This window comes from Granulicella aggregans, from assembly GCF_025685565.1.
GTDB classification, from domain to species: Bacteria; Acidobacteriota; Terriglobia; order Terriglobales; family Acidobacteriaceae; genus Edaphobacter; species Edaphobacter aggregans_B.
On record NZ_JAGSYE010000001.1, the window covers coordinates 1,823,375 to 1,848,888 of the forward strand.

20 protein-coding genes are annotated in these 25,514 nt (G+C 61.3%); 15 read left to right on the forward strand and 5 right to left on the reverse strand.

Annotated features, from left to right (window positions below; all coding sequences use genetic code 11):
* Positions 1 to 14: 14 nt before the first annotated feature.
* Positions 15 to 176 (reverse strand): hypothetical protein, encoded by a 162-nt coding sequence (locus OHL18_RS07245; RefSeq protein ID WP_263374144.1) that lies wholly within the window; start codon positions 174 to 176, stop codon positions 15 to 17.
* Positions 177 to 371: 195 nt separating this feature from the next.
* On the opposite strand from OHL18_RS07245, the gene OHL18_RS07250 reads away from it, so the two are divergent.
* The gene (locus tag OHL18_RS07250) at positions 372 to 950 is read left to right on the forward strand and encodes a DUF2393 domain-containing protein (RefSeq protein ID WP_263374145.1); all 579 of its coding nucleotides are present in this window, start codon (positions 372 to 374) and stop codon (positions 948 to 950) included.
* Positions 951 to 1,318: 368 nt separating this feature from the next.
* The gene (locus tag OHL18_RS07255; protein WP_263374146.1) at positions 1,319 to 2,224 is read left to right on the forward strand and encodes an OmpA family protein; all 906 of its coding nucleotides are present in this window, start codon (positions 1,319 to 1,321) and stop codon (positions 2,222 to 2,224) included.
* Between the two features lie 370 nt (positions 2,225 to 2,594).
* Here OHL18_RS07255 and OHL18_RS07260 read toward each other — a convergent pair whose 3' ends face one another.
* Positions 2,595 to 5,102 (reverse strand): putative bifunctional diguanylate cyclase/phosphodiesterase, encoded by a 2,508-nt coding sequence (locus OHL18_RS07260; protein WP_263374147.1) that lies wholly within the window; start codon positions 5,100 to 5,102, stop codon positions 2,595 to 2,597.
* 482 nt (positions 5,103 to 5,584) lie between these two features.
* On the opposite strand from OHL18_RS07260, the gene OHL18_RS07265 reads away from it, so the two are divergent.
* From OHL18_RS07265 to OHL18_RS07290, 6 genes are all read left to right on the forward strand, one after another.
* On the forward strand, positions 5,585 to 6,079 hold the full coding sequence (locus OHL18_RS07265) for a thioredoxin family protein (RefSeq protein ID WP_263374148.1): 495 nt from the start codon (positions 5,585 to 5,587) through the stop codon (positions 6,077 to 6,079).
* A gap of 302 nt (positions 6,080 to 6,381) precedes the next feature.
* Positions 6,382 to 7,452, forward strand: coding sequence for a YihY/virulence factor BrkB family protein (locus tag OHL18_RS07270; RefSeq protein WP_263374149.1), 1,071 nt, complete (start codon positions 6,382 to 6,384; stop codon positions 7,450 to 7,452).
* A 141-nt stretch (positions 7,453 to 7,593) separates the two neighbouring features.
* Positions 7,594 to 9,201 carry a pyruvate kinase gene (pyk, locus tag OHL18_RS07275; protein WP_263374150.1) on the forward strand — a complete coding sequence of 536 codons (1,608 nt, stop codon included), beginning with the start codon at positions 7,594 to 7,596 and terminating at the stop codon, positions 9,199 to 9,201.
* Between the two features lie 497 nt (positions 9,202 to 9,698).
* The gene (locus OHL18_RS07280; RefSeq protein WP_263374151.1) at positions 9,699 to 10,472 is read left to right on the forward strand and encodes an EAL domain-containing protein; all 774 of its coding nucleotides are present in this window, start codon (positions 9,699 to 9,701) and stop codon (positions 10,470 to 10,472) included.
* 172 nt (positions 10,473 to 10,644) lie between these two features.
* Positions 10,645 to 12,618, forward strand: a complete 1,974-nt coding sequence (gene mutL / locus OHL18_RS07285) for a DNA mismatch repair endonuclease MutL (RefSeq protein WP_263374152.1) — start codon at positions 10,645 to 10,647, stop codon at positions 12,616 to 12,618.
* Positions 12,619 to 12,724: 106 nt separating this feature from the next.
* The gene (locus OHL18_RS07290) at positions 12,725 to 13,276 is read left to right on the forward strand and encodes a hypothetical protein (protein WP_263374153.1); all 552 of its coding nucleotides are present in this window, start codon (positions 12,725 to 12,727) and stop codon (positions 13,274 to 13,276) included.
* A gap of 23 nt (positions 13,277 to 13,299) precedes the next feature.
* On the opposite strand, the gene OHL18_RS07295 is transcribed toward OHL18_RS07290, so the two are convergent.
* Positions 13,300 to 14,058, reverse strand: coding sequence for a hypothetical protein (locus OHL18_RS07295; RefSeq protein WP_263374154.1), 759 nt, complete (start codon positions 14,056 to 14,058; stop codon positions 13,300 to 13,302).
* Positions 14,059 to 14,146: 88 nt separating this feature from the next.
* On the opposite strand from OHL18_RS07295, the gene OHL18_RS07300 reads away from it, so the two are divergent.
* The 5 genes from OHL18_RS07300 (at position 14,147) to OHL18_RS07320 (ending at position 18,883) form a co-directional block, all read left to right on the forward strand.
* Entirely contained in the window at positions 14,147 to 14,341 is a 195-nt protein-coding gene (locus OHL18_RS07300; protein WP_263374155.1) for a hypothetical protein, read from the forward strand.
* A 103-nt stretch (positions 14,342 to 14,444) separates the two neighbouring features.
* A complete protein-coding gene (locus OHL18_RS07305) occupies positions 14,445 to 14,957 on the forward strand; it encodes a PAS domain-containing protein (RefSeq protein ID WP_263374156.1) in 513 nt (170 codons plus the stop codon).
* A 260-nt stretch (positions 14,958 to 15,217) separates the two neighbouring features.
* Positions 15,218 to 15,598, forward strand: a complete 381-nt coding sequence (locus tag OHL18_RS07310; RefSeq protein ID WP_263374157.1) for a KH domain-containing protein — start codon at positions 15,218 to 15,220, stop codon at positions 15,596 to 15,598.
* Positions 15,576 to 16,772: a PAS domain-containing protein gene (locus OHL18_RS07315; RefSeq protein WP_263374158.1), complete on the forward strand. Its 1,197-nt coding sequence runs from the start codon at positions 15,576 to 15,578 to the stop codon at positions 16,770 to 16,772. The genes OHL18_RS07310 and OHL18_RS07315 overlap by 23 nt, the downstream gene beginning before the upstream one ends.
* Before the next feature lie 134 nt (positions 16,773 to 16,906).
* Entirely contained in the window at positions 16,907 to 18,883 is a 1,977-nt protein-coding gene (locus OHL18_RS07320) for an alpha-L-arabinofuranosidase C-terminal domain-containing protein (RefSeq protein WP_263374159.1), read from the forward strand.
* Positions 18,884 to 19,165: 282 nt separating this feature from the next.
* Here OHL18_RS07320 and OHL18_RS07325 read toward each other — a convergent pair whose 3' ends face one another.
* Together OHL18_RS07325 and OHL18_RS07330 are read right to left on the reverse strand one after the other, a co-directional pair.
* Entirely contained in the window at positions 19,166 to 20,239 is a 1,074-nt protein-coding gene (locus tag OHL18_RS07325; protein WP_263374160.1) for a 3-deoxy-7-phosphoheptulonate synthase, read from the reverse strand.
* Positions 20,240 to 20,528: 289 nt separating this feature from the next.
* Positions 20,529 to 21,878, reverse strand: a complete 1,350-nt coding sequence (locus tag OHL18_RS07330) for a M24 family metallopeptidase (RefSeq protein ID WP_263374161.1) — start codon at positions 21,876 to 21,878, stop codon at positions 20,529 to 20,531.
* A 282-nt stretch (positions 21,879 to 22,160) separates the two neighbouring features.
* On the opposite strand from OHL18_RS07330, the gene OHL18_RS07335 reads away from it, so the two are divergent.
* Complete coding sequence (locus OHL18_RS07335; RefSeq protein ID WP_263374162.1) at positions 22,161 to 22,910, forward strand: alpha/beta hydrolase; 750 nt, start codon at positions 22,161 to 22,163, stop codon at positions 22,908 to 22,910.
* A gap of 216 nt (positions 22,911 to 23,126) precedes the next feature.
* Positions 23,127 to 25,304 carry a hypothetical protein gene (locus OHL18_RS07340; RefSeq protein WP_263374163.1) on the forward strand — a complete coding sequence of 726 codons (2,178 nt, stop codon included), beginning with the start codon at positions 23,127 to 23,129 and terminating at the stop codon, positions 25,302 to 25,304.
* The last annotated feature ends 210 nt before the right edge of the window (positions 25,305 to 25,514 follow it).

Below are 25,514 nucleotides of genomic sequence, written 5' to 3' on the forward strand. Positions count from 1 at the left end.
TCCCTGAAGAGCCTTCAGCAAACCGTCATCAACAGCAGTAGCGCCACCCCTGCCGCCGCCACCTTATAAGCCACATTTGGGCAAAGCAGCAGCGAGGCGGCCTTCTTCTCAGAACGCGCTACAAGATGAATTCCATGATGAGCAAGTGCGGCATGCGGCAGATGGGAAGCAGACATAGCTCAGTTCTCCAGTGAAACTCTGTGCGGACAACTTACTCATCGGCCACGCCCCCGGCAACTTGAGCACTCCCGGCCAGACTGATCTGCCGCCCCTGCATGACCATCGTGTTACACGTTTCTTACACGTTCCTAGGTCGTTCCCAGGCCGCTCCCGCCACCGTTCCTCACACCCGCGGTATAAAATCTCGCCTAATGAGCGATCCCCGCAATCAACCCGGCTCCCCCGCGGAAAGCAGTCCCGCAAAATCGTCCAGTGACGACGCCATCTTCTCCGCTCCCCCCGAAGAGCCGTCAAACCGCGGCCTCCTCATCGGGATCGTCTGCTTAGCCATCCTCGTCATCGTCGCTGGCATCTTCCTGCCCCGTGGCGAGCAGAAGGCGACCGCCAAACCCTCCAACACCATCCTTCCCGCTGACGCCTACGCAAAGTCGCTCGTCTTCTCCGAACTCGCCATGAGCGAGTCCACCAGCCTCTCCGGAGGAAAATCCACCTTCCTCGACGGTCACATCAAGAATGTCGGCTCCTCCACCCTCACCGGAGCCACCCTCCAGGTCATCTTCCGCAACGACGTCGGCCTCTCCCCGCAGGTCGAATCGCTCCCGCTCTCGCTCATCCGCACCCGCCAGCCCTACGTCGACACCGAACCCGTCAGCGCCGCCCCCATCAAGCCCGGCGACGACGTCGAGTTCCGCCTCATCTTCGAATCCATCCCCGAGAACTGGAACCAGCAGATGCCCGAAGTCAATGTCGTCCACACGACCTTGCAATAGCGGCGATTGCACAGCGTAAAACCGCCTAAGCCGCCCTTCGCAGCGCCGAAAATGTCGGCCCTCGACGACATTTACACCATCCCAGGCGTCTCGAAAAGGGGTACTTTCTCGCCACCTGGCGGAAGAAACTTCCACCCCCATTTTCGTTGCATCGCGAACCCAGAAATCCTGCACTCAAAAGTGGCCGTAACTCGCTGAAAAACCGTCGCACTCGCGTTTTCGCGAAATGGCCATCCGCTTGCTTTCACTCCCTGCGTGTACGAGATGTGAAGCGGTTTCGCTGAAGATTTCCCAAGCACGGCGAGATCAAATTCAGCATCACACCCTCCAGCTGCACGCACCAGATGCATCACCTGGGAGTAAACAAAATGACGAAGATGACGGCAGTAAATGCAGGAAAATTTTCAGTTCTTATCCTTGGCGCGACCCTGGCGAGCTCGGCATTCGCCCAGTCGGGCACCACGGACGGAGTAGCTCAACCCTCCCCCACCCTCCCCGCGGCACAGACCACCCAACCCGATGCCAACGACTCTTCCACCTACGCGACGGGCAAGCCGCTCGCCGGTCAGTCCAAGGAAGGCTTCTGGGGCCATATGAACCCCTTCGCTCGGAAGAAGTGGGTAAACCGTCAGGTCGATCCCATCAAGGACCGCACCAACGAGCTCGATCAGCTTCAGGCCAAGAACGCGAATGACATCCGCGACGTAGACTCTCGCGCGACCGCCGGAATCAACAAGGCTCAGCAGTCCGCCAGCCTTGCCGATCAGCACGCAGCCGATGCCCGCAACCGTGCCGACCAGGCAAATGGTCTCGCATCGGACGCTAGCAACCGCACCAACGCTCTGAACGGGACCGTTAGCAATCTCGACCAGTATCAGACCGTCACTGCTGCTCCCGTCGCCTTCGTCTCCGGTCGTACGACTTTAGGCCCCAAGGCCAAGGCTCAACTCGATGACATCGCCACCAGGCTGCAAGGCGAAAAGGGCTACATCATTGAAGTCCAGGGCTACAGCCGCGCAGGTGTCCAGACCTCGCAGGCGATGGCTGACTCCGTCGTCCGCTACCTCGTAACCGAGCACCAGGTTCCCATCTACCGCATCTATCGCACCGGCCTCGGTCGCAATGCGCAGAAGCCGGCTGATGGAGAGAAGCCCCTCACCAATGGCGTGATGGTCAGCCTGATGCATAACAGCCTCGCCACCATGGCATCCACTTCCGCTTCAGCCGCGCCTTTGGCTGAAACCGGAATCAGCCACGTGGACGGAAACCAGTAATCAAAAACGGGAAAAAATGAGAATACTGTGCAAAACAGAACATTCTTCTCCCGCGAAGCGATCTTAAGATAGCGGGACGCAGCCCTGTACAGAGCGCGCCCGCGACAGACTCTCCTAACCAGAGAGAACCAAGGCAGATTGGCCCCTCGCCCGAGGGGCCGTTTTTTTTGCTGCAAGAAAAATCAGTAAGCCAACGAAGAAATCGTCATCTCGACGAACCCCTACCAACCCAATGAAGCGTCATCTCGACCGGAGCCGTGCAGCTTTATCGCGCGGCGAAGTGGAGAGACCCCCGCATTTCGCTCTACTCAACCAAAAATCTGTGCCCCATTCATCGCAGTCTCATCGCGATGAGTGGGCCGCCACCAACTTACCCGATCGTCACCGGCCTCAGGTTCCCATCCGTAGGCCGGATAAACTCAATCTTCTCTTCCGCAGCAATCGCCACCGCCGCCCGCTCGCCCGAAGGATCGCTCAGGTTCATCCGCTCGATCCCCGGAACCGCTTCGACAAACTTCTCCGGCGAAAGCGGTCTCGCAAAGAAGTACCCCTGTGCCTGATCGCACCGCCGGCGAAGCAGGAACTTCAACTGGTCCCGCGTCTCCACACCCTCAGCGATCACCTTCACGCCCAGGCCATGCGACATCGCAATCACGGTCCGCACCACCGACGCCGCGTTCACGTCCGAAGCCGCCTGCCTTACAAAGCTCTGGTCGATCTTCAGCCGGTCCACCTGGTACTGCAGCAGATAATTGAAGTTGCAGAATCCCGTCCCAAAGTCGTCGATCGAAAGCCCCACGCCCAGGTCGCGAATCATCTGCAGCGTCTTCATGTTCGCCGACGAGTTGATCATCAGCGTGTTCTCGATGATTTCGATCTCAAGATCGTTCGGATGAAGTCCGCTCTCGTCCAGCGACTCTTCAATCGTCCGCAGCAGCTTCGCCTGCGCAAACTGGTGCGGCGACAGATTCACCGACAGCGACACCCGCCGTCCCAGCTTCTCCTGGATCCACTTCGCCTCCTGGCAGCTCTTCCGCATCAGCCACATGCCGAACTCAGGCAGGATGCCAATCTTCTCCGCCATGGGAATAAAGTGCGCCGGCGAGACCAGCCCGAACTTCGGGTGTCTCCAGCGCAGCAGCGCCTCCATGCCAATCACCTTGCCGCTCGGCAACGCCACCTGCGGCTGGTACTCCATGAACAACTCGTCCCGGTCCATCGCCTGGCGTAGCGCGCCTTCCATCGAGAGCCGCGAGTAGGCATCCTCCAGCATCTTCGGCGCAAACATCGCCATCCGGTGCCGTCCCGCCTCTTTCGCCCAGAACATCGCCGTCTCGCTCCGTCGCAGCAGCGTCTCCGTGTCTGCGGCAAGGTCCGGATACACGCAGATCCCGATGCTCGACGTCACATTGATCGCGTGGCCGCTCACCATGTACGGCGAAGAGATCGTCCGCAGAAGCTGCTCCGCGCAAAACTCAATATTCGAGATATCTGTGTGGTCCGGCAGAAGAACGATGAACTCATCGCCGCCGATCCGAGCCACCGTATCCGAGATCCTCACCTTCCCCATCAAACGATTGGCCGCGGTAGTCAGGATCTCGTCGCCCACCGGATGCCCGAGCGCATCGTTGATCCGCTTGAAGTTGTCGACATCCATCGTCAACACCGCAACCTTCGTGCCCGCCCGCTTGCTCCGCTTGATCGCCTGCGTAATCCGGTCTTCCAGAAGGCTCTTGCTCACCAGCCCCGTCAGGTCGTCATACAACCCGCCGGTCGCTGGGTCTGTCTCCACGTGTTTCCGCTTGGTCGAGTCGTGCGCGATCGCGATCATTCCGGTCCGCTCGCCCGCCGGTCCCGTCAATACCTTCAACGCCAGGCTGACCGGCAGCCTCGTCCCGTCCCGGCGAATGAACGTCCAATCCTGCTCGGGAACCGTGTGCGATCCCGGCGTCTTGGTCACCACCACCTTGCTCATGACCGTCGAGGCGCTGATGCTTATCCGCTCCGGCGGCGAAGAGATCAGGTCGATTCCCTGCAGCATCACGCCATCTTGCTCGCTGCGCTGGATCGCCCTTTGCTGCAACTCCTGCGGATCATGCAGCAACAGGATCGACGCCGACCCGATCAACTCCTGGCTGCTGTACCCCGTAAGCTGCTCGGCCTCGATGTTCATCGCCGTGATCGTCCCCGCGCCATCGGTCGCGATGATGCCAAACGGGGCCTGCTCAAAGATGTGTTCGCTAAACTCCGAGACACTGTGGAACTGGTCCTGAACCGCCTTGAACTCGGTCATGTCCGTGCTCGATATAGCAACTCCATCGCCCAGTTGCACCACGTGATGCCGAAGCCACTTGATCTTGGCCCCAGTGGAGGTCACGGGAAGTTCCACCGTCAGCGATGCTCCCGTCTCCACCACCTCAAAGTACCGCTCGATCTGGCTCGGCTCGAGGAATCTGCCGAAATGTTCGAGGCAGCTCGCCCCCACAAGACTGCCAGCCTTACCCTGGAGCCGCCGCTCACCCTCGGCGTTCACATAGCGGAAGCTGAAATCACGGATCGTGCCTTTGCTGTCGCGCACGCTGTCGAGAATATAGAAGGCGTCCCGCGAGGCCTCTGCGGCCGCCTGAAAGCGCCGCCGCTCCTCATTGAGCCGCTCCACGTCCATGGTCCGGAACGAGGTGGCCTTTCTACGGTGAATCCCCAGCATCGCCAGGCTGCCCACACCCAGCCCACCCAGCAGCATGCCCAGATTGCGTGCAAGTTCCTGCGTCGGAACTCCGGCCAGCAGGAACGTGCCGGCGGCACGATAGGCGCCTGCCGATGGCCACGGTCTAGTCGTCAGCAGATCCCATGCAGCAGAGCTGATATGAGGCCCCAAGAAACTCTCCCGCTAATGAATTTGCACAGCCATTCCGGTCGCCCGTTGTCAAACGTTACCATCTGACGTGGACGTTCCTAGTTACTTAAGTGGCATCCCCTGCTACACATTCTGTGTCCTTTAATGAATCAATCAACCCTCCCCAATCGCCTTGCCCCATTCATCGTGGCTCTATCGCGATGAGTGGGCAGCCATCAACCCATCCAAAGAATCGTTATCTCGACCGAACCCTGAGCTTGTCCAAGGGCAGTGGAGAGACCCCCTTTTCGCACTTAGCCTGCTCCGCTAACCGCATCTCCGTCAAGACTTCCCGCCAAATCGCACCGTCCGCCACGGTCTCCTGAACGCTCCCGAAGCCATCATTTTGCATCGCGCCCTGTATTCATGCATCCTTTACAGGAGCGTCGCCACGGCTGCGAAAGCCGGAGGCTGCGCGTCAGCGCCGCAAGCCTCACGGCAACGATCCAAAGGATGGTCCTTAAGTGAAACTCTCGCACGTCTTCCGCAACCTCGCTCTCCTTTCCGTTGCCACCTTCACGCTCTCTCTGGCAGCGCCTCAGACTCAGGCCCAGACGCCCTTCGTCAAGAAACACATCTACTCCGAGACCTCCGATCCCAAAGCCGACATCGCCGCTGCCTTCGCCCAGGCAAAGAAAGAGCACAAGCGCGTCCTGCTCGACTTCGGCGGCGACTGGTGCGGAGACTGCCAGGTCCTTGACATCTACTTCCACCAGGCTCCCAACGACGCCCTGCTCGAGAAGAACTTCGTCCTCGTTCACGTCTTCATCGGCCACATCGACAAGAACCTCGACATCCCGGAGAAGTACGGCGTCGCCATCCATAAGGGCGTGCCTGCCCTCGCCGTCGTCTCCCCCAAGGGCGAGACCATCTTTGCCCAGAAGACCGGCGAGTTCGAAGACATGCGCCACATGAACTCCCAGTCCGTCACCGACTTCCTCGAAAAGTGGAAGCAGTAGCCGTCCGCCTCTAACAGGACGTCATCTCGACCGGAGCCTCTCGCAGTCTTATCGCGAGAGGCGCAGTGGAGAGACCCCGCATTGCTCTTTCTTCCCCACCACTACCAACCGGGTGCCCCATCCATCGCAGCCGTATCGCGATGGGTGGGACGTAAATCCTCAGGGTGCCCATCTTCGCGCGGCTTCATCGCGCTAAGGTGGGCATTCGTGCGAAGCACGAACCGCCTTCCCCAACCCATCCCGAAAATCTTCACCTTCCCTCACCGCCCGTCTCCGCATATCCTGAAACTCCGAGGAGGAAGATGGCGATGAGCTCCACCCCGTCTTCAACGGAGACTCCCGTGACCGTCGCCTCCCAGCGTCCGCCCGGCACCCTCCGCAACGCCGCGTCTCTCGCACCGGCCCGGATGATGCGCTTCCTCGGCCTGCTCCACCGCACCTTCGCCGGCTTTCTCGCCCACGACTGCCTCCATCTCGCCCAGGCCGCGGCCTACTCCGCCCTGGTCGCCCTCTTTCCCACGCTCATCGTCTCCGCAGCCGTCGTCGCCCTGCTCCCGGACGCCGCTCCGCTCCGTTTCCAGGCAGCGCTCTTCTTCGATCGCGTCCTCCCGGGAGACGTCAGCCCCATCCTCGATGCCTACTTCCAGAACGGCCAGGAGACGATCCACTCCACCCGCGCCCTCGTTCTCGCCGCGATCGTCTCCCTCATCGGCGCCTCCAGCGTCATCGTCACCCTCATGGAGGGCTTCCGCCGCGCCTTCAACCTCCCCGGCGACCGATGGAGCTTCTGGGGACGCCGCTGGCGCTCGGTCGCCCTCGTCTTCATCGCCCTCGTCCCACTCTTCATCGCCAGCGTGTTGGTGATCTTTGGCCACGCCGTCTCCAGTTGGATCTCCGCCAACATCGGCGACTCCGCCCGCTGGCTCGTCCTCACCGTTGCCTTTCTGGTCCGCTGGACCGTCGCCCTCATCTCCAGCGTCTTCGTCATCGCAATCACCTACCACATGGGCACTCCGCCCGCGGGCCTCGCCGTCATGGAGGAGGACAACCGCAACGATCACCTCTGGGGCTCGGTCCGTACCGTCCGCGCCATGAGCACCATGGAGCGTTCCTGGACCCGCACCCTCCCCGGCGCAACCCTCGCCACCGCCATGTGGTTCATCACCACCCTCGTCTTCGGCTGGTACGTCACCCGCTTCGCAAACTACTCGGAGGTCTACGGCTCGCTCGGCGCCGGCGTCGCCCTCCTCTTCTGGCTCTACATCATCTCGCTCAGCGTTCTCGCCGGCGCAGAGTTCAACGCCCAGCTCTATCCCGCCTACTGCAACGCTCCCTCATTGGAACCGCAGACCCCTCGAGAACCCTTCGCCTAGCGCTCTTCCAACCGTCCTGTCATCGCACAGACGCAATTACCCAGTTAGAATTGCCTTCGACGGCAAATCCAGATTCGCAACCACCCGCAGACATCGCTCCTCTGTCTGCATCAGGGTAAGAAAGTACACGGCACTGGCCCCATGAAACAGAAATCAGCCCCATCGAAGTCCGCTACCAAGCTCAAGAAGAACTCCGAAAGCAAGTCCTCGAAGAAGAGCCTCGCGCCGCTTGAGGCCGCCGCCGTTCCCGCGCACCCGCTCGCACGCGGACGCCGCGCCAAGATCGTCGCCACCCTCGGCCCCGCCTCCAGCTCTGAAGAGGTCTTCCGCCAGCTCGTCCGTGCCGGCCTCGACGTCGCCCGTCTCAACTTCTCCCACGGCTCCCACGAGCAAAAAGCCGCCCTTATCAAGATGGTGCGCAAGGTCAGCCGCGAAGAGGGCAAGCCCATCTGCATCCTCGCCGACCTCCAGGGCCCCAAGATCCGCACCGGCAAGCTCGTCGACCACAAGCCCGTCCTGCTCGTCGCCGGCGAACGTCTTACCATCACCCCGCGCGAGATCGAAGGCACCAAGGAGCTCGTCGGTACCACCTTCACTACCCTCGCCGAAAACCTCGAACCCGGCTCCCAGATCCTCCTCTCCGACGGCCTCATCGAACTCCGCGTCGAGACGATCGGAGAGATCGTAGACGGTCGCGGCGACGTCACCTGCGAGATCATCAACGGCGGCATGCTCGGCGAAAACAAGGGCATCAATCTTCCCGGCATCGCGGTAAACGTTCCATCGCTCACCGAAAAGGACGAAGAAGACCTCATCTTCGCCATCGGCGAAGGCGTCGACACCATCGCCGTCTCCTTCGTCCGCACCGCCGACGACGTCCGCCACGTCAAGAAGCGCCTCGACGCGCTCAAAAGCGACGCCTGGATCATCGCCAAGCTCGAAAAACCCCAGGCCATCGAGCACCTCGACTCCATCCTCGAAGTCGCCGACTGCATCATGGTCGCCCGCGGCGACCTCGGCGTCGAAGTCCCCCCCGAAAAAGTCCCCGCCATCCAGAAGCACATCATCCGCCGCGCGGCTGAGTACCGCCGCCCCGTCATCACCGCGACCCAGATGCTCGAGTCGATGATCGACAACCCCCGCCCCACCCGCGCCGAGGTCTCAGACGTCGCCAACGCCATCTACGATGGCTCCGACGCCGTCATGCTCTCCGCAGAATCTGCCGCCGGCAAGTATCCCGTCGCCTCGGTCGCCATGATGGCCAAGATCGTCGTCGAGACCGAGCACCAGATGCGCACCGAGCCCCAGCATCAGCTCCCGCGCATCAAGCCCACCGGCCTCTCTGTCGCCGAGACCATCTGCGAGTGCATGGCCCACGCCGCCGAAGACCTCGATGTCGGCGCGATCGCCATCTTCACCGAGACCGGCGCCACCGCCCGCCTCCTCTCGAAGTACCGCCCCGACCCGCCCATCTTCGCCCTCTCCCCCAACGAAGAGGTCATCAACCGTTCCATGCTTCTCTGGGGAACCTACCCCATCCTTTGCAGTCGCTTCCGCGACACCGACAAGCTCATCCAGATGGCCGAGTCCAGTCTGCTTGGCCCAGGCTACGTCCACGAGCGCCAGATCGTCGGCATCGTCGCCGGCACCCGCACCCGCTCCGGCGCGACCAACTTCATGCGCCTCCACATGATCGGCGACCGCGAGCCCGACATCCTCGAAAAGAAGCCCAAGAAGAAAAAGAAGTAACCCATCACTTCAATTCGCACGAGATAGCCTCTTGCCTCAGCTCGCGTAAGGATGCCAGTCTCAGACTGTGCATCCTTGCCCTAGTTAAGGGCACGGCTTCAGCCGTGCCGAAGAAGCTTTGCGTGCCACACGGCTTTAGCCGCTGAGGTACGCCGCCCGAACATTCATCTCGAACGAAGCGAAGCGCGGGTGCCCCATCCGTCGCAGCCTCATCGCGATGGGTGGGACGTAAGCCGCACATCCGGCCTCGAAAACGCCAACCGTACCGAGGCACCCCCGCATTTCCGTCTTCCCCAGCACAAATCAAACTGCGGATCGCCCCCGTCTAACGTGAAGCCAACCCCAAGCATCCACGTTGGTTGTATAGGAAACCGAGTCGCCCCTTCGGTACTCTGACTCTGGCGTCGGAAGCGACCGATACCCGCAGTGCTCCATGTTCGTTCTTGGAGATCAATTGCCTGCGCCGTCTCAATGACGACAGTGTCTCGAGGGAATCCATGGAAGTCCTGCAACAACGTCGATCCGCCTGCAACGCATGCAAGGACGGTCACGACGAACCCTTTCCCTTCACCATGGCCTTCCAGCCCATCGTGAACGTCGAGACCGGTCGCGTCTACGCCTATGAAGCTCTCGCCCGCGGCCCGGAACAGCAGTCCGCCGGCTTCGTCCTCGGCCAGGTCAACAATGAAAATCTCTACGCCTTCGACCAGTCCTGCCGCGTCAAGGCCATCACCCTCGCCGCGCAGCTTGGTCTCGCCCAGACGGGCGCCATGCTCTCAATCAACTTCATGCCCGGCGCCGTCTACAGCCCCGCAGCTTGCATCCAGTTGACCCTCAAGACCGCCACGGCCCTCGGCTTTCCCCTCGACCGCCTCATCTTCGAGATCGTCGAAGTAGAAAAGGTAGCCAGCCCCCAGCACCTCATGGACATCTTCAATGAGTACCGCAAGTGCGGTTTTCGCGTCGCGCTCGATGACTTCGGCGCAGGCTGGGCCGGCTTGGGTCTCCTTGCCGATGTTCCAGCCGATGCTGTCAAGCTCGACATCGACCTCATCCGCGGCATCCACAAGCGCCCCCGCGCCCTCGCCATCGTCGAATCGATAGCGCTGCTCTCGGAATCGCTCCACTTCAACGTCGTCGCCGAAGGCGTCGAAACCTTCGACGAGTACCACGCCCTCCGCGACTGCGGCATCAACCTCATGCAGGGCTATCTCTTCGCCCGCCCTGGCTTCGAAAGCCTCCCTACCGTCACCCTCCCCGAACACCGCTAAGTCGCAAACCGCTCACAAAATACCGTCATCTCGACCGAAGCCGCAGTCTCATCGCGGCGCATTGGAGAGACCCCCGCATTTAGCTTCTCCCACCCAAAGCTCTCATTCCCGTTTCTGTCCTACACCCTCCACCCTTCCCCCTACACCCTCCCGAACCCTCTACAATCGTTTTATGGGCCGCATCCGCATCCTCTCCGACCAGGTGGCCAATCAGATCGCCGCCGGCGAGGTCGTCGAACGCCCCGCCTCCGTCGTCAAGGAGCTCCTCGAAAACTCCCTCGACGCCGACGCCTCCCGCATCCGCATCGACGTCGAAGCCGGTGGCCGCAAGCTCATCCGCATCACCGACAACGGCTGCGGCATGGTCAAGGACGACGCCCTGCTCGCCTTCGAGCGCCACGCCACCTCCAAGCTCCGCTCCTCCGACGACCTCCTCTCCATCACCACCCTCGGCTTCCGCGGGGAGGCCCTGCCTTCGATCGCCTCCGTCTCCCGCCTCAAGCTCGAGACCCGCGCCACCGGCGTCGCCACCGGTACCCTGGTCGAGATCGCCGGCGGCTCCATCATCCACTTCGAAGACGCCGGCGTCCCTCCCGGCACCGTCATCGAGGTCCGCGACCTCTTCTTCAACACCCCCGCCCGCCGCAAGTTCCTTCGCTCCGAACAGACCGAGCTCTCGCAGATCGCGGCCATGGTGACGCACTACGCTCTCGCCAACCCGACCAAGCACTTCGAGCTCCACTCCGCCTCGCACGCCCTGCTCACCGCGCCCGGAGCCCGCAACACCGCCGAACGCCTCTTCCAGATCTTCGGCGCAGACACCGCCGCCCTCATGATCCCCGTCGCCGCCGAGATGGACTTCGCCCGTTCCGGCCTGCCCGAGTTGCCGCCCTGGAAGCGCCCGCTCGGCGACGAGACCCCTGACTTCGGCCACCTCCGTATCACCGGCTTCGTGTCCAAACCTGAATTGCAAAAACTGAACCGCAACTCCATCTATCTCTTCGTCAACCACCGCCTCATCCGCGACCGCCTCGTCCTCCACGCCTTCACCGAGGCCTACCGCAACATCATCCCGCCCACCTCCTACCCGGTCGTCCTGCTCTTCCTCGAGATGCCGCCCGAAGAGGTCGACGTCAACGTCCACCCGGCCAAGACCGAAGTCCGCTTCCGCCAGCCCAGCTTCGTCCACGACTTCATCCGCGACACCGTCCGCGCCGCGCTCACCTCTGCCCGCCCCGCTGCCAGCTTCGCCGCCGCGCTTACCAACTCTCCCCACGCGTCGTCTTCGTTACTGATCGACGTGAACCCGCTTCCCGACGGTCCCGAATCCCCGGTCTTCCAACCCCGCGAGGCCTACACCTTCGGCACAACGCTCGACGATCCCCGCCCACCCATCCAACCCGTCTCCGAGCCTGATCCGGCATCCAACGCCGAGCCTTTCATCCTCGCCCCTCAGCTAGTCCCCGAATCCCCCGGACGCTTCGACTTCTCGGGCTCCATCCCGGTCGGCTACGACGAAAATCCAAGTCCCGCAGTTTCGAACGACGAACCCCAAACCCTTAACGCCCTGGCCACCCTCAAGCCCCTCGGCCAGCTCCGCGACTCCTTCATCCTCGCCGTCAACGAAGAAGGCCTCTGGATCGTCGACCAGCACGTAGCCCACGAGCGCGTCCTGTTCGAAAAGATCCTCCGCGACCGCGAAGTCGAAGCCGTCCAGCGCCAGCGCCTCCTCATGCCCTTGCTCATCGACCTTCTCCCCGCCCAGATGGTCGCCTTCGCCACCATCGCCGAGGAGCTCGACCGCAACGGCTTCGAAGCCGAGCCGTTCGGCCCCCGCACCCTCGCCATCAAGGCCGCGCCCGTGGGCCTCGAGGGCAGGGAACTCGAACGCATGTTGGAAGAGGTCCTCGCCGTCCCCGAGCGCGAGCAGCAGACCGAAAACTCCGAGACCCGCCGCCGCCGCATCGCCGCCTCGATCGCCTGCCACGCCGCCATCAAGGTCAACATGCCCCTAGAGCCCGCCAAGATCGACTGGCTGCTCCAGGAGCTAGCCAAGACCGAACACCCCACCAGTTGCCCCCACGGCCGCCCCATCGCCCTCAAATACACCCACAAAGACATCCAAAAAGCCTTCCAACGCATCTAAATTTTTAGGATATGCACGTTTATCAGAAAGCAAACGATCCTGCCTGAGTGACTTGCCGCGCTTAGCAAGCCGGTAGCTAGGCCAAATCTGCTGTATTTTGGTTGCCATGGAAAAGACTAGGATCAACGCGTTTCTGACAGAACTGGCATTCCAATGTGCATTCGCTGAACGCATCTATCAGGAATTGGATTTTGCGCTAGATAACAACGGGAATTCACTGCTGATCTTTTGCCGTCTTCAGTCTTTTCTAGGTGCGGCAGCTAACATTTCGAAGCTACTATTTGGCGATCACACGGCCAAGGGAAAGATAGCCTTTACGGCTAGAGAACCGCTGCGAAGTGCATTGGGAGTGCGCGATGGCGATTTCACTCACGCAAGAAGTGTAAGAAACCGTTTCGAGCATCTGGATGAAGATTTGGACGAATGGTGGGAAGCAAGCACAGGGAAAAACTTCGAAGACTGTAGCGTAGAGATAGATGGCTACAAAATGACAAATCTACCCGAAGAGGACAAATTTAGAATCTTCAATCGAACAACAGGAGTGCTGAGCGTACGCCGAGGGCATTCCGTCAATGTTCATGACCTTATGACAGAGATTGGTACTCTTGAAGAGTCTCTAAGGATCACCGGAGTGCTAACTCAGTACATAAAGACATGACCGGGCAAACCGTCTTCTTCTCGCTAATCTACAAACCCACCAGGACAGGATGTGAATTGGCGAGTCCTAGTCCCTTCGTATTGAAAGCAGTAGCCCGTGTGGTGAACATTATTAAAGATGTCCGAGTAAGTGGCGACTCCTTGGAGTATTAGCGAGGCTTGGCCGCTTTCTAGGGCCGAGACACACGCCTTGTCAGGTGTAAATTGAAGGATCTGATCTCCTGGTTTTTGCTGCGGGGCAACGTCAATCTCGTCACCGCTCTGCAGTGGGATAGACAGGTAATTACACCCAGAGCCGCCAAATTTGCTTTCAGTTTGTGCTCGGAAACGAAGTGCAGGGCTCAATCCAGAATTCACAAACTTGAAAGCTATCGTATTTGGAACGCCAGCGGTTATTGGAATATCGGCAACTTCAGGACCGCCGACAGGCAAAATCCGTGTTTCTGCCACTAGAACCCACGCACGTTGCCCCGCTCTGAAGTTATTGTTGGCATCACGCCATTGCAGATAGGTGATTATCGCGTAAGCAATGCCAAAAACGATACCTGCCAACTCAACTCGGGATTTCCATCTTCTAAGGAACCGATCCCATTTGCTATCGGGCTTGATTCCTCTCTGCCCTGAGTGCCCGGCTCGAGATAAAACCACTGCTTTGCCTGAACGGCTGTCTTGATCGGAATCATCGCCTTCGCCTTGATGAGCCATCTTGAGGAGCTTCTCAAGCGTGCGATTTAAGTGTTTGAGTTGCTCGATAGTTTCGCGCCACATTTCTTTGTTGTCCATGCTGGGCCTCAAGAATCACAAATACCATGAAATTGCTGGATCGCAAGTTGCCGCACAATCCCCCACCTTCCGAGATCATCATTGCCACGTGATCACCCGAATCCCCGCCGTCTCTATGCTGCTCCTATCCGCCTCCACCACTCTCTTCGCAGCGGAACCCCGAAAGACAGCGGTGATCTCCGTCGACGCCACCCACCCCGGCGTCTCGCCCTCCATGTTTGGCATCTTCTTCCAAGACATCAACTTCGGCGCCGAGTGCCCCACATCCCGCTTCCGCGGGTAAAAGCACAGGTGGACACCCACCTCCACCTTTCCTCCGAAGCCACCTCCTCCGCAAACTGCTACCTTCCCCTCGCAGCAAGTTCCACTCATCCAAGGAGGCGAAAATGGCAGCAGCAACCGCACTTGCCGTAGGCACGCAGGCAACCAGCAGCATGATCCTCGACGGCGACTTCGAGAACATCGAGTTCTCCGGAGAGATCCACAACGGACATCTCGTGGTCGAGGGCATCCTCGCCAACCAGGCGGCGATCGATAACATCCCCGTCGGCATCTATGTCCTCGAAACCGACGGCACCGTCGTCAAATGCAATCAGGCAGCCATCTCCGCCTGGGGACGCACTCCTGCCCTCGGAGCCTCAGAGAAGTACTGCGGCGCGCATATCCTCCGCTACCCATCCGGCGAGGTCATGCCCCATGAACACGCCCCTCCGACCGTCGTCATCAAGAACGGTGGCACCGTCCGCAACGCCGACGTCATCTGCGAGCAGCCGAATGGACACCGTCTGCTCGCCCTCGTCAATATCTTCCCGATTCGCAACCATCACGGCGAAGTCGTTGGTGGAGTCAACGTCTTCCGGCACAACACCAGCAAATCCGTCCCCGGACTCAACGCCTGAAGGACCAGACCCCGCCTTGCCCAGTGCCCACCCATGCAGCTTTACTGCATGGGTGGATCTCTGTTCTCACTCCAGACTTCTCTGTCTGGACGCCCGTAGCCGTGATCAAACGCCTCGACCATATCTCCATCTCCGTCGGACGATTGCTGAGACCCGCCGCTCGGTGCTATCGTTTTCACGCGGTGAAAAATACAGTTTGCAGATTTTGACCTGGCTGCGAGCACTTGCCGTTCATAGACGCCTTAGAGAAGGAAGCGACGATGAGCGCAGCGGTGAAATCGCCTCAGGCAGTGGCCGCGCAAATAAGTCTGGCTGCGACCGAGATCGTTCGTTCGATCGTTGACCATCCCAGTCAGGTCGCCGTGGAAGTGCTCGAAGTGAACCACGCTCGAGCGACCCTTCTGCTCAAGGTCCACCCCGAAGACATGGAGACCCTCCTCGCGCACGAAGGCCGCATCCTGCGCGCCTTGCGCACCTTCGCTTATGCGGTATCTGCAAGAAACAATCTCGCGCTTCAACTGCAACTTGAAGCCACCGGGTCTCCTCCGGTTTCGACACTCCCCCCGACCCTTGAAACTTCCTCACCTGAAGGGCAATCACAAAGGAGTGACGAAGCTGATGAGAGCCAATCTGGCATTTAACGAATCACAGGACAAGAGATTCATCGTTCTCTGCGCCATCGAGCCGGCTACGCCCGTCATCGTCACACCGTCCGTCTTTCTCTTCTCAAGCGAACACCCTTTCCTGGAGAACGTCGTCGCCGCCGGCCTTCGCGACGAAGACATGATCTCCGTCACCTCCACAGTCCTGCTTTCCATCGTCAAACCGGTCTTTCCCCAGCGCTGGGTGACCATCGAGGTCACCGAGTCGCAACGAGTGACCTTAGGCCTGCACCCCGAACGAGCTGCAAACGCTGACAAGCCACGCTTCAGTACGCACCCGGACACTCTTCCCGGGGCCTTCGGGAGCCTGAGGCAGATGCACGACTTCCTGCTCCAGGCACCATTTCCATTTCTCATGATGAAAGGGCCCGAGCACGTGCTCACGTTCATCAACCCTCCTTACGTCGAACTTCTCCACCGCGACGTGCGCCAGAACCTCCTCGGACTGCCGGTGCGCGAGCTCCTCCCGGAGCTGGAGGGTCAGCCCTTCTTTGGTCTTCTTGATGAGGTCTACAGGACGGGCGTTCCGTTCGTCGGCAAGGAGATCTTCGGCAGCCTGCGAAACCAGAAGACAGGCGAGATGAAAGATCACTACTTCGACTTTGTCTATCATCCGACCCATGATGAATCTGGCGCAGTCTCCGGCATCTTTGCCCAGGCCTTCGATGTTACGGAGCGCGTCCTGGCGCGCCAGGTAAGCGCCTCCCGCGAGGCGCAGCTCTACCGTCAGTGGGCGGAGCTCGACACCATGTACCGCACCTCCCCGGTCGGCATGTGTCTCCTCGATGTGGAGGAGTACCGCGTCCTCAGGATGAGCGACAAGCTGGCCTCGCTCATCGGCAGGTCGGCGGGAGCCCTCATCGGTCAAAGAATTCTCGACATCTTTCCCGTCGTCGAGGGCGCGGCGGAGCAGCTCCGTAAAGCCGCCGCGGGAGAGTACGTCCGCAACTTCGAGGTCGCCACCGCCGTGCATTCCATGCCCGGAGTCCTGCGTCAATGGCTGGTAAACTTTGGCCCTCTGCGCGGCGCAAGCGGCGCGGTAGAAGCCATCGCATGTGTCTCCCTGGAGATCACGGACCGCATCCCCTACGGCGAGGAAGCCTCGCGGGAAAAGGCCCTGCCATTCCCGTTGTTCTCTGACGCCGAAGGGTAGAAACTTAGCCCATCGGGGCCGGGTACCCCCCATCTCGATTCTGAGATGTGGGAAGGGAGCCACGGAACGTCCACCCGCAAAAGTTCGGTAAACGTTTCACCGCGCCGCCTCTTTTCCGATATCATCGCTGCCATATGTTCACCCGGATCACCGCCGCCGCTCTGCTCCTCGCCGCCTCCACAGCTCTCTTCGCAGCGGAACCCCCAAAGACAGCGGTGATCGCCGTCGACGCCACCCACCCCGGTGCCTCCATCTCCCCCTCCATGTTCGGCATCTTCTTCGAAGACATCAACTTCGGCGCCGACGGCGGCCTCTATCCCGAGCTCGTCAAGAACCGCTCCTTCGAGTTCTCTGAGGCTCTCACCGGCTGGCACGAGGTCCTCAAGTACGAGCTGCCCAAAGGTATCGATCCGCCCAAGGGCGAGCTCGACATCCGCACCGACTCGCCCCTCAACGCGACCAACCCGCACTACCTCCGCGCCCACGCCACCGCCCCCGGATACGCCTTCTACAACGTCGGCTACCGCGGAATGGGCGTCACCAGCGGCGCAGGCTACCGCTTCTCCGCCTACATCCGAAGCAACGGCCCGAAGTCCCTCCGCGCCACCCTCACCGACCCCTCCGGCAAGGTCATCGGCACTGGCAAGCTCGAAGGTTTCATGGGCAACGGCTGGACGCGCTACGAGACCGTCATCACCCCCACCGCCACCGTGGACAACGCCCGCCTCACCCTCTACGTCGACGACATCGGCGACATCGACATGGACATGGTCTCGCTCTTCCCCGTCGACACCTGGAAGAACCGCCCAAATGGTCTTAGGAGGGACCTCGTCCAGCTCCTCTACGACATGCACCCCGGCTTCGTCCGCTTTCCCGGCGGCTGCATCGTCGAAGGCCGCCAGCTCATCACCCGCTATCGCTGGAAGACCACCGTCGGCGACATCTCCGAGCGCAAGACCATCATCAATCGCTGGAACGACGAGTTCGACTTCCGCCCCGCCCCCGACTACTTCCAGTCCTTCGGCCTAGGCTTCTACGAGTACTTCCAGTTAGCCGAAGACCTGGGCGCAAAGCCGCTGCCCATCCTCAACTGCGGCATGGCCTGCCAGTTCAACTCTAGCGAGACCGCCGCGCTCGGCCAGCTCGACGAGTACGTCCAGGACGCCCTCGACCTCATCGACTTCGCCAATGGCCCCGTCACCTCGCCCTGGGGCAAGCTCCGCGCCCAGATGGGCCACCCCGAACCCTTCCACCTCGAGATGCTCGGCGTCGGCAACGAGCAGTGGGGCCCGCGCTACGTCGAGCGCTACAAGATCTTCGCCGCCGCCCTCAAATCGAAGCACCCCGAGATCAAGCTCGTCGTCGCCGCCGGCCCGGCCCCATCGGGCGAACCCTTCGAGAGCATGTGGAAGACCTGGCGAGAGCAGCACGCCGACTTCGTCGACGAACACTACTACATGAGCCCCGACTGGTTCCTCACCAACACCCACCGCTACGATCACTACGACCGCAACGGCCCTAAGGTCTTCGCCGGCGAGTACGCCGCGCAAAGCTCCGGTCAGACCAGCCCGGAGAACCACAACAACTGGCAGACCGCCATCGCCGAAGCCGCTTTCATGACCGGCCTGGAGCGCAACGGTGACGTCGTCCGCATGGCCTCCTACGCGCCTTTGCTCGCCAACAAGAACGCCTGGCAGTGGAAGCCCGACGCCATATGGTTCGACAACCTCCACTCCTACGGCACAACCGACTACTACGTCCAGAAGGTCTTCGCCAACAACGCCGGCACCCGAGTCATCCCCATCACCCCGCTCGCAACCGACGGCCTCTTCACCAGCGCCGTCCTCGACGAACGCACCCACGAACTCATCGTGAAGGCCATCAATAACACCGCCTCCGAGATGCCCGCCGAGATTCAGTTGAAGGGAATCAAGCCTTCAGGCGAAGCTAACGTCACAACCCTCGCAAGCACTGATCTGAAGGCCGAGAACACCTTCGATGCGCCCACTAACGTAGCCCCGCAGCCATCCACCCTAGCAGTAACTTCGCCGACGGTCGCTGTAAAGCTGCAGCCCTACTCCCTCACCGTCTACCGCTTTCCCATGCAGTAGCCAAGGCCATTTTTTTGTCATTCCCGCAGGGAATCTGCTTCTGTCCTCAACGAGGCAAGCCTGCTCGTTTCGCCGGGCACCCACATCTCGCTTCTGAAATGTGGGGTGCCCGTGCGCAGCTCGAACCACATCCTCGCTGCCACCCAAACTCCGTCATCCTGAGCGAAGGCGCGAAGCGCCGAAGTCGAAGGACCCCGAGCGATCACACATCACCCATGCCTCCCGCACCTTTCAGCCCCGAACCGTGCGTCAACCATGACTTGCTCTTTGCCGTGGTTGGATCTAACTCCCTTGCACCCTCAAGTTCCGCCGAGCCCTCACCGCCCCGGCCAGCTCCCGCAACAACCCCACCGTCTCCGCCCAATCGATACACGCATCTGTGATGCTCTGCCCATACACCAGCGCCTTCCCATTCACCAGCGTCTGCGACCCCGCCACCAGATTGCTCTCGATCATCGCGCCCATAATCCGCCGGTCCCCGCCCGCTATCTGCCCCGCAACATCCCGGCAAACCGCACCCTGCTTGCGATAGTCCTTTCCGCTGTTCGCATGGCTTGCGTCGATCATGATCCGCGGCAGCACCCCGGCCTTCTCCATCTGCTCGGCTGTAGTCTTCACCGAGGCCGCATCGAAGTTCGTCGTCTGCCGTCCGCCCCGCAGAATGATGTGGCAATCCGGGTTTCCCGTCGTCAGCAGGATCGAAGCCTGCCCCGTCTCCGACGTCCCCAGGAATGTATGCGAGTGGTTCGCCGACAGGATCGCCTCAACCGCAATCTGCGTATTCCCCGATGTCCCATTCTTGAAACCAACCGGGCACGACAGCCCCGATACAAGCTGCCGATGCACCTGGCTCTCCGTCGTCCGCGCCCCGATCGCTCCCCAACTCACCAAATCCGCCACATACTGCGGCGAGATCATATCCAGATACTCCGTCCCCGCCGGAACGCCCATCTCCGCCAGGTCCAACAGCAGACGCCGCGCGATCCTCAATCCGTCGCTGATCTTGAACGACTCATCGAAGTATGGGTCGTTGATCAGCCCCTTCCATCCCAGCGTCGTCCGTGGTTTCTCGAAGTAAACCCGCATCACGATCATCAGTTCATCGGAGAGCTCAACGATCGCCTCTTTCAACAGCGCCGCATACTCCCGCGCCGCATCCGTATCGTGTATCGAGCACGGTCCCACCACGACCACCAGCCGGTCATCGACGCCATTCAACACATCGACAATCTGACGCCGCGCCTCGAACACCGTCCGCGAGGCGTTCTCTGTAATCGGCATCTCTTCTTCAAGAAAAATAGGTGGAAGAACAATGCGGCTGGACTTGATGCGGAGATTATTGGTTTGGTATGCCATGGTCGCTCATCAGGATACTAGGTCTACCTGATGTTGCGACAAACCGGGTGCCCCACATCTCGCTTTTGAGATGTGGGAAGAAGCGCCACAACTTTATCGCCCCTCACAAGACCCGTCATCTCGACCGGAGCGCAGCGCAGTGGAGAGACCCCCTATTGGCCTTTGCACTTGCACCTGCACTTTCTTTTGTCCTTGCCGTCATCCTGAGCGAAGCGAAGGACCCGCCACACCGCCCACATCACCACTCCCGCTCGAACCTTTCACCCGGCACTCGTGAGGTGACCATCTCCTAAGGCCGTACCAGATAAAACTCCATCTGCCGCGGCAAAAACGTCTTGAACCCGTCATCGGTCAGATAAGCATCATCCTCCTCCATGATGAACACCTTCTGCCCATCCCACTCCGGCACCGCCGTCGCCGAGTTCAGCTCAATCGAGATATACGACCCCTTCCGCATCTGCTTCTGCTCACTCGTCGTCGCCTGCGCCGCGCGATAGTCCAGCCCCGCACCCAGCCCATGCCCCTGGTCGCCAATCGGGTGCGAGTACACCTTCGCCTCGATCCCATCCGCCTTCATGTCCGCCATGATGTCGTTGTACACATCGCCCGCAAACCGCCCCGGCCGCGACCGCGTCATCAACGACTCCTGCAGCGTATTCGTGTTCTTCATCGCAGCCTTCAGACCCGCCGGAACATCCTTCTCCCCCGGCAGCAGAACATACGCCTCCTTCTGCCAGTCCGTGTTCAGCCCCATGCACGTAATCCCAAAGTCCAGATGCAGCACATCCCCCGGCAGGATCACGGTCGACTCCGGCTCCACCCCCAGGAATCCCCGCGAGGTCTTCGGCACCCGCCCCTTCCGCTGCAGCCGGATATCCGGCTGAAACCACGTCGTCACATCGTGGTATCCCATCTGGTCATAAAGCCATCGCCGAACGTCGCCCACGGTCGTCTTGCCCGGCGTAATCACCTCGTTCGAAAACGCCCGCTTCGTCAACTGGTCGGTCAACTCCACCAGCGTTTTATAAGTCTCGAACTCCTCCGGAATCCGCGTGTCCGAATACTCCTCGATCAGATCCGCCGCCGGAACGAAGTGCGCCTCCGCATCGCTCCCCAGGGTCTTCGCCAGAAACAGATAGCTATCATGCGTCAGCGACCGCTGTACCCCACGCCGCGCCCCAATCGAAAGCCCAATATGCGCCGGCTTGTATTGCTCATAAAGCGCCGGCAGCACCTTATCCGCAGGCTTCGGATCATCCTCCGTCTCGAAGAACCGCTTCAGGTTGTCTTCCGCGTACCCGGTCACTGCGATCTTCCGCAACGACGTCCCGGTGTCGATAAACACAAAGATGTCGCGATTCCCCGTATAAGGCCGAGGCGGCGCAATGTACTCGGTCAGCGGATCGTTATGAAACTCCTCATTCACCACGATCCACATCTCGATCTTGTGCCGCCGCATCATCTCGAGGATCATCCCCTGCCGCTTCTCGAGCCACCCCTCGCGAATCGCAATCTGCTCCGACCACGAAGGCAGCTTTACAACCGGCCAATCCTCGGCCGACTTGGTCGGCGTCTCCGCCGAGGCCACAGAAAGAACACCCAAAAGAGCGAGAACAGGAAACACAGAAGATGCACGCATGATCGCCAGTGTAACCGCGCCGCGCGACGAAAGGGGGATTCGACTGGTTGCCCCACATCTCGCCTCTGAGATGTGGGAAGCAGCGCCACAGACTTCGGGTGCCCCATCCATGGCTCGCCTTTGGCCATGGGTGGGACATTCGTGCGAAGCACGAACCGCCTTCATCTTCAGGGCAGCGTCATCTCGACCGACCAGCGGGAGTGGAGAGACCCCCGCATTGTCTTTCCCGCTCTGGTAATTTCGTCGGAGGGGCCTCAAGGTATGCGGAGTTTTTTAAAAATCATGGCAACACTCTGCGCCGTCTCCATCGTTCTCTATCTCGGCATCTGCGCTGCCCTCTTCATCTTCCAGCGATCGCTGATCTACTATCCCCAGCCGCGTTCCAATCGAAGCTCCAGCACTCTTCTCTCCGTGCACATGGGCGACACTACCTTCAACGTCTCAGCGCGAGAGAAGCCCGGTCCCAAGGCTCTCATCTACTTCGGCGGAAACGCCGAAGATGTATCTCTCGACATGCCGGATCTCTCAGCGACATTTCCTGATCGAGCCATCTACCTCATGCACTATCCCGGATATGGAGGAAGTCCAGGGACGCCCACCGAGAAGGGAATCATCGCCGATGCTCTTGCTCTCTTTGACCACATACATTCCCAGCATCAGAATGTCCTAGTCATAGGCCGCAGCCTTGGGACAGGCGTTGCCGTTCAACTAGCGAGCTCTCGCCCCATAGAGCGGCTCGTTCTGGTAACACCCTACGACAGCCTCACCGACCCGGCGGCCCAGAACTATCCCTACTTTCCCGTCCGCTGGCTGCTGAAGGATAAGTTCGACTCCTGGCGCTACGCCCCTACAATCACCGTGCCCACGAAGATCATTGCGGCCGGACAGGACGAAGTGATTCCGCGAGCGAGTACCGAGCGCCTCAGAACCCGCTTCACAAAAGCTGCAGTCTCTTACGTCTTCGTCCCCGGAGTTGGCCACAACACGATCTCGGACGACCCGACCTATCTATCACTGCTCAAAGCGCAGTAGGCCTGTTACCGCCGCGCCTTTCGCAGTCCGGCATCCGGCAAATGCGGTATCCTCATAACAGTGTGTCGCGCGCGTTCATCGCATCCCGCCCCCCACGGTTTCCCAAAAGAAACGTTCCGTTTTTGAAAATCTAGTTGTCCCCAGCGCCCCTGTTTCAGCCGCGCGAAGGAATGCTGTAGCCCGCAGACGCCGGTTATCCAGCAGGAAGGCACCACCTTGAGCACCCCCGCAATCCCAACCTCCGAACAGCTCGCCCAAGCCCGCCTAGCGCAGTGGCATCAAAATGGCGAAGCTCTCCTCACCTTCGAAAACCTTCGCAGCTGGATGAACGTCGCCGGTCTCGTCCTCTTCACTCCCCGCGCATCGCAGCTTCCGGCACCCGCGCCGTCCATGGTCGAAGCCGTCCTCGGTGCCCCATCGTCCGAGCCGACGCTCGCCGACATCGACCAGGCCCGCACCCTCCTCGCCCGCCTCATCGCCGAAGGCATCGCCGTCCCGCTCAACCTGCTCGGCACCCCCGGCGAGACCCCCGACTTCGTCGCCACCGCCCCCGTCTTCTCCTACATCTTCACCCTCCGCGGCGATAAGGCCTGGAAGCAGCCCCCGGCCACCAGCGGCGCGGTCAAAGTCTCCCCCCTCGCCGCCGCTGCCCACGAGATCCTCACCAAGCGCCCCGCGCTCTCCGCCTACGACCTCACCACCCAGCTCGGCAAAGAAGTCACCGAGTCCGCCGTCCTCCGCGCGCTCAACGAGCTCTGGGCGCACCTCCGTGTCATCCCCGTCCCCCAGCCCGACGGTCAGGCCACCCTCTGGGAGCTCACCAGCGCGCGCTTCACCAAGCACATCAAGGCAGGCGCGAACGCCGGACAGCCCTCCGCACTCTCGGCTCTCATCTCCCTCTACCTTGGCTCCGCCATGCTCGCCAGCGAAGAGGAGATTGAAACCTTCCTCTCCCCGCTCGCCGCCCGCTCCCGCATCCGCGACGTCGTCCACGCCCTCATGGGCGCCCGTGAACTCGAAACCCTAGCGCTAGACGGCCGCACCGTCCTCCACGTCTCCGGCTCCCTACCCGCCTTCGCTGTTCCCGAAGATCTCGCGATCGACGTCCACGCCAAGCCGCTCGGTGAGATCGAAGTCGACGCAGCCGCCCCGAACCTCCAGGACACCGACGCCCCCCGCATCAAGAAGTTCGTCGCCAAGCCCCGCAAGCTCGGCACCGGCTTCCCCTCGGACTACGGCCGCAAGTTCTCCGGAGCCCCGCTCGGCGAAAACGACCGCCCTACACGCGCTCCTCGCGCCGCGAAGCCAGACGGCACCCGTGGCTCTGATCCAGCCCGTCGCCCCTTTACCCGATCGGCCAAGCCCTTCGGCGACCGTCCCGCGAAGCCCGCATTCGACAAGCCCTGGTCCGAAGACCGCCCCGCCCGTAAGCCCCGCACCGACTCGGACGCGCCAGCAGCGGATGGTACCTTCACCCCGCGCCCTCGCCGCACCTCCAGCGACCGCCCCGCCTTTGGCTCCAAGCCCGCATTCGGCCGCAAGCCAGCCTTCGGAGCACGTTCCGGCTCCAACGATCGTCCCGCCCGCCCGTCGTTCGGCGACAAGCCCCGCTACTCCCCGCGTAGCACCGGCGACGACTCTCGTCCACCACGCCGCGAGTTCACCCCGCGCCCCGAAGGCGCAGAAGGCGACTCCCGCCCTCCGCGCAAGACCTTCTCCAAACCCGGCACCTTCGGCCGCAAGCGCGAAGGCGGCTTCGAGTCCCGCCCGCCGCGCCGCGACTTCAACGCCGGCCCCTCCGATCGCCCTGCACGCCCGTCGCGTTCGTTCGACAGCGGCGACCGCCCATCTCGCCCCGCCCGTTCCTTCGACGGTGGCGACCGCCCCGCGCGTCCGTCCGCCCCGCGCACTCCCGGCTCCTTCAGCGCACGTCCCCGATCTGCATCGGGTACCGGCTTCGGCAGCAAGCCCAGCTTCTCTCGTGACCGCGATAGCTCCGCAGGCTCAGGCGACCGTCCAGCGCGTCCAACCTACCGCAAGTTCGACGCCCCGCGCGAGCGGCCAAGCGGCCCGCGCAGTACCGGCGACCGCCCGGCACGTCCTTTCAGCAAGCCCCGCAGCGAAGAAGGCGGCTCCGACCGTCCCGCGCGCAGCTCCAGCTTCTCCGGCGAAAAAAAGCCTTACAGCAAATCCCCCAGCAGCTTCGGAGCCAAGAAACCCGGCAGCTTCGGCCCCAAAAAGCCCGGCAGCTTCTCCGCAAAGCCCCCCGGAACCTTCGCCAAGTTTGCCGACGGCAACAACCCCTTCCGTAAGCCCGGCAAACCCGGCGGCAAAGCCAAGTCCTTCAAAGGCAAAGCCACCGAAAAGCCCCGCCGCCCCCGCTCCGGCGAATGATGCTTCTCTCCAAAAGAAGCGTCATCTCGACCGGAGCGCAGCGCAGTGGAGAGACCCCCGCATTTCGCTTTTGCTAAGCCACAACTCCGTGCCCCATTCATCGCAGCCTCCGGGGTCCCCGGCGAACGTTCTTTGTTCGCTGGGGTGATAGAGCGATGAGTGGGTCTGCCACAGACTTCACGCGAGCTGCACGAACCTGATGCCAAGAGG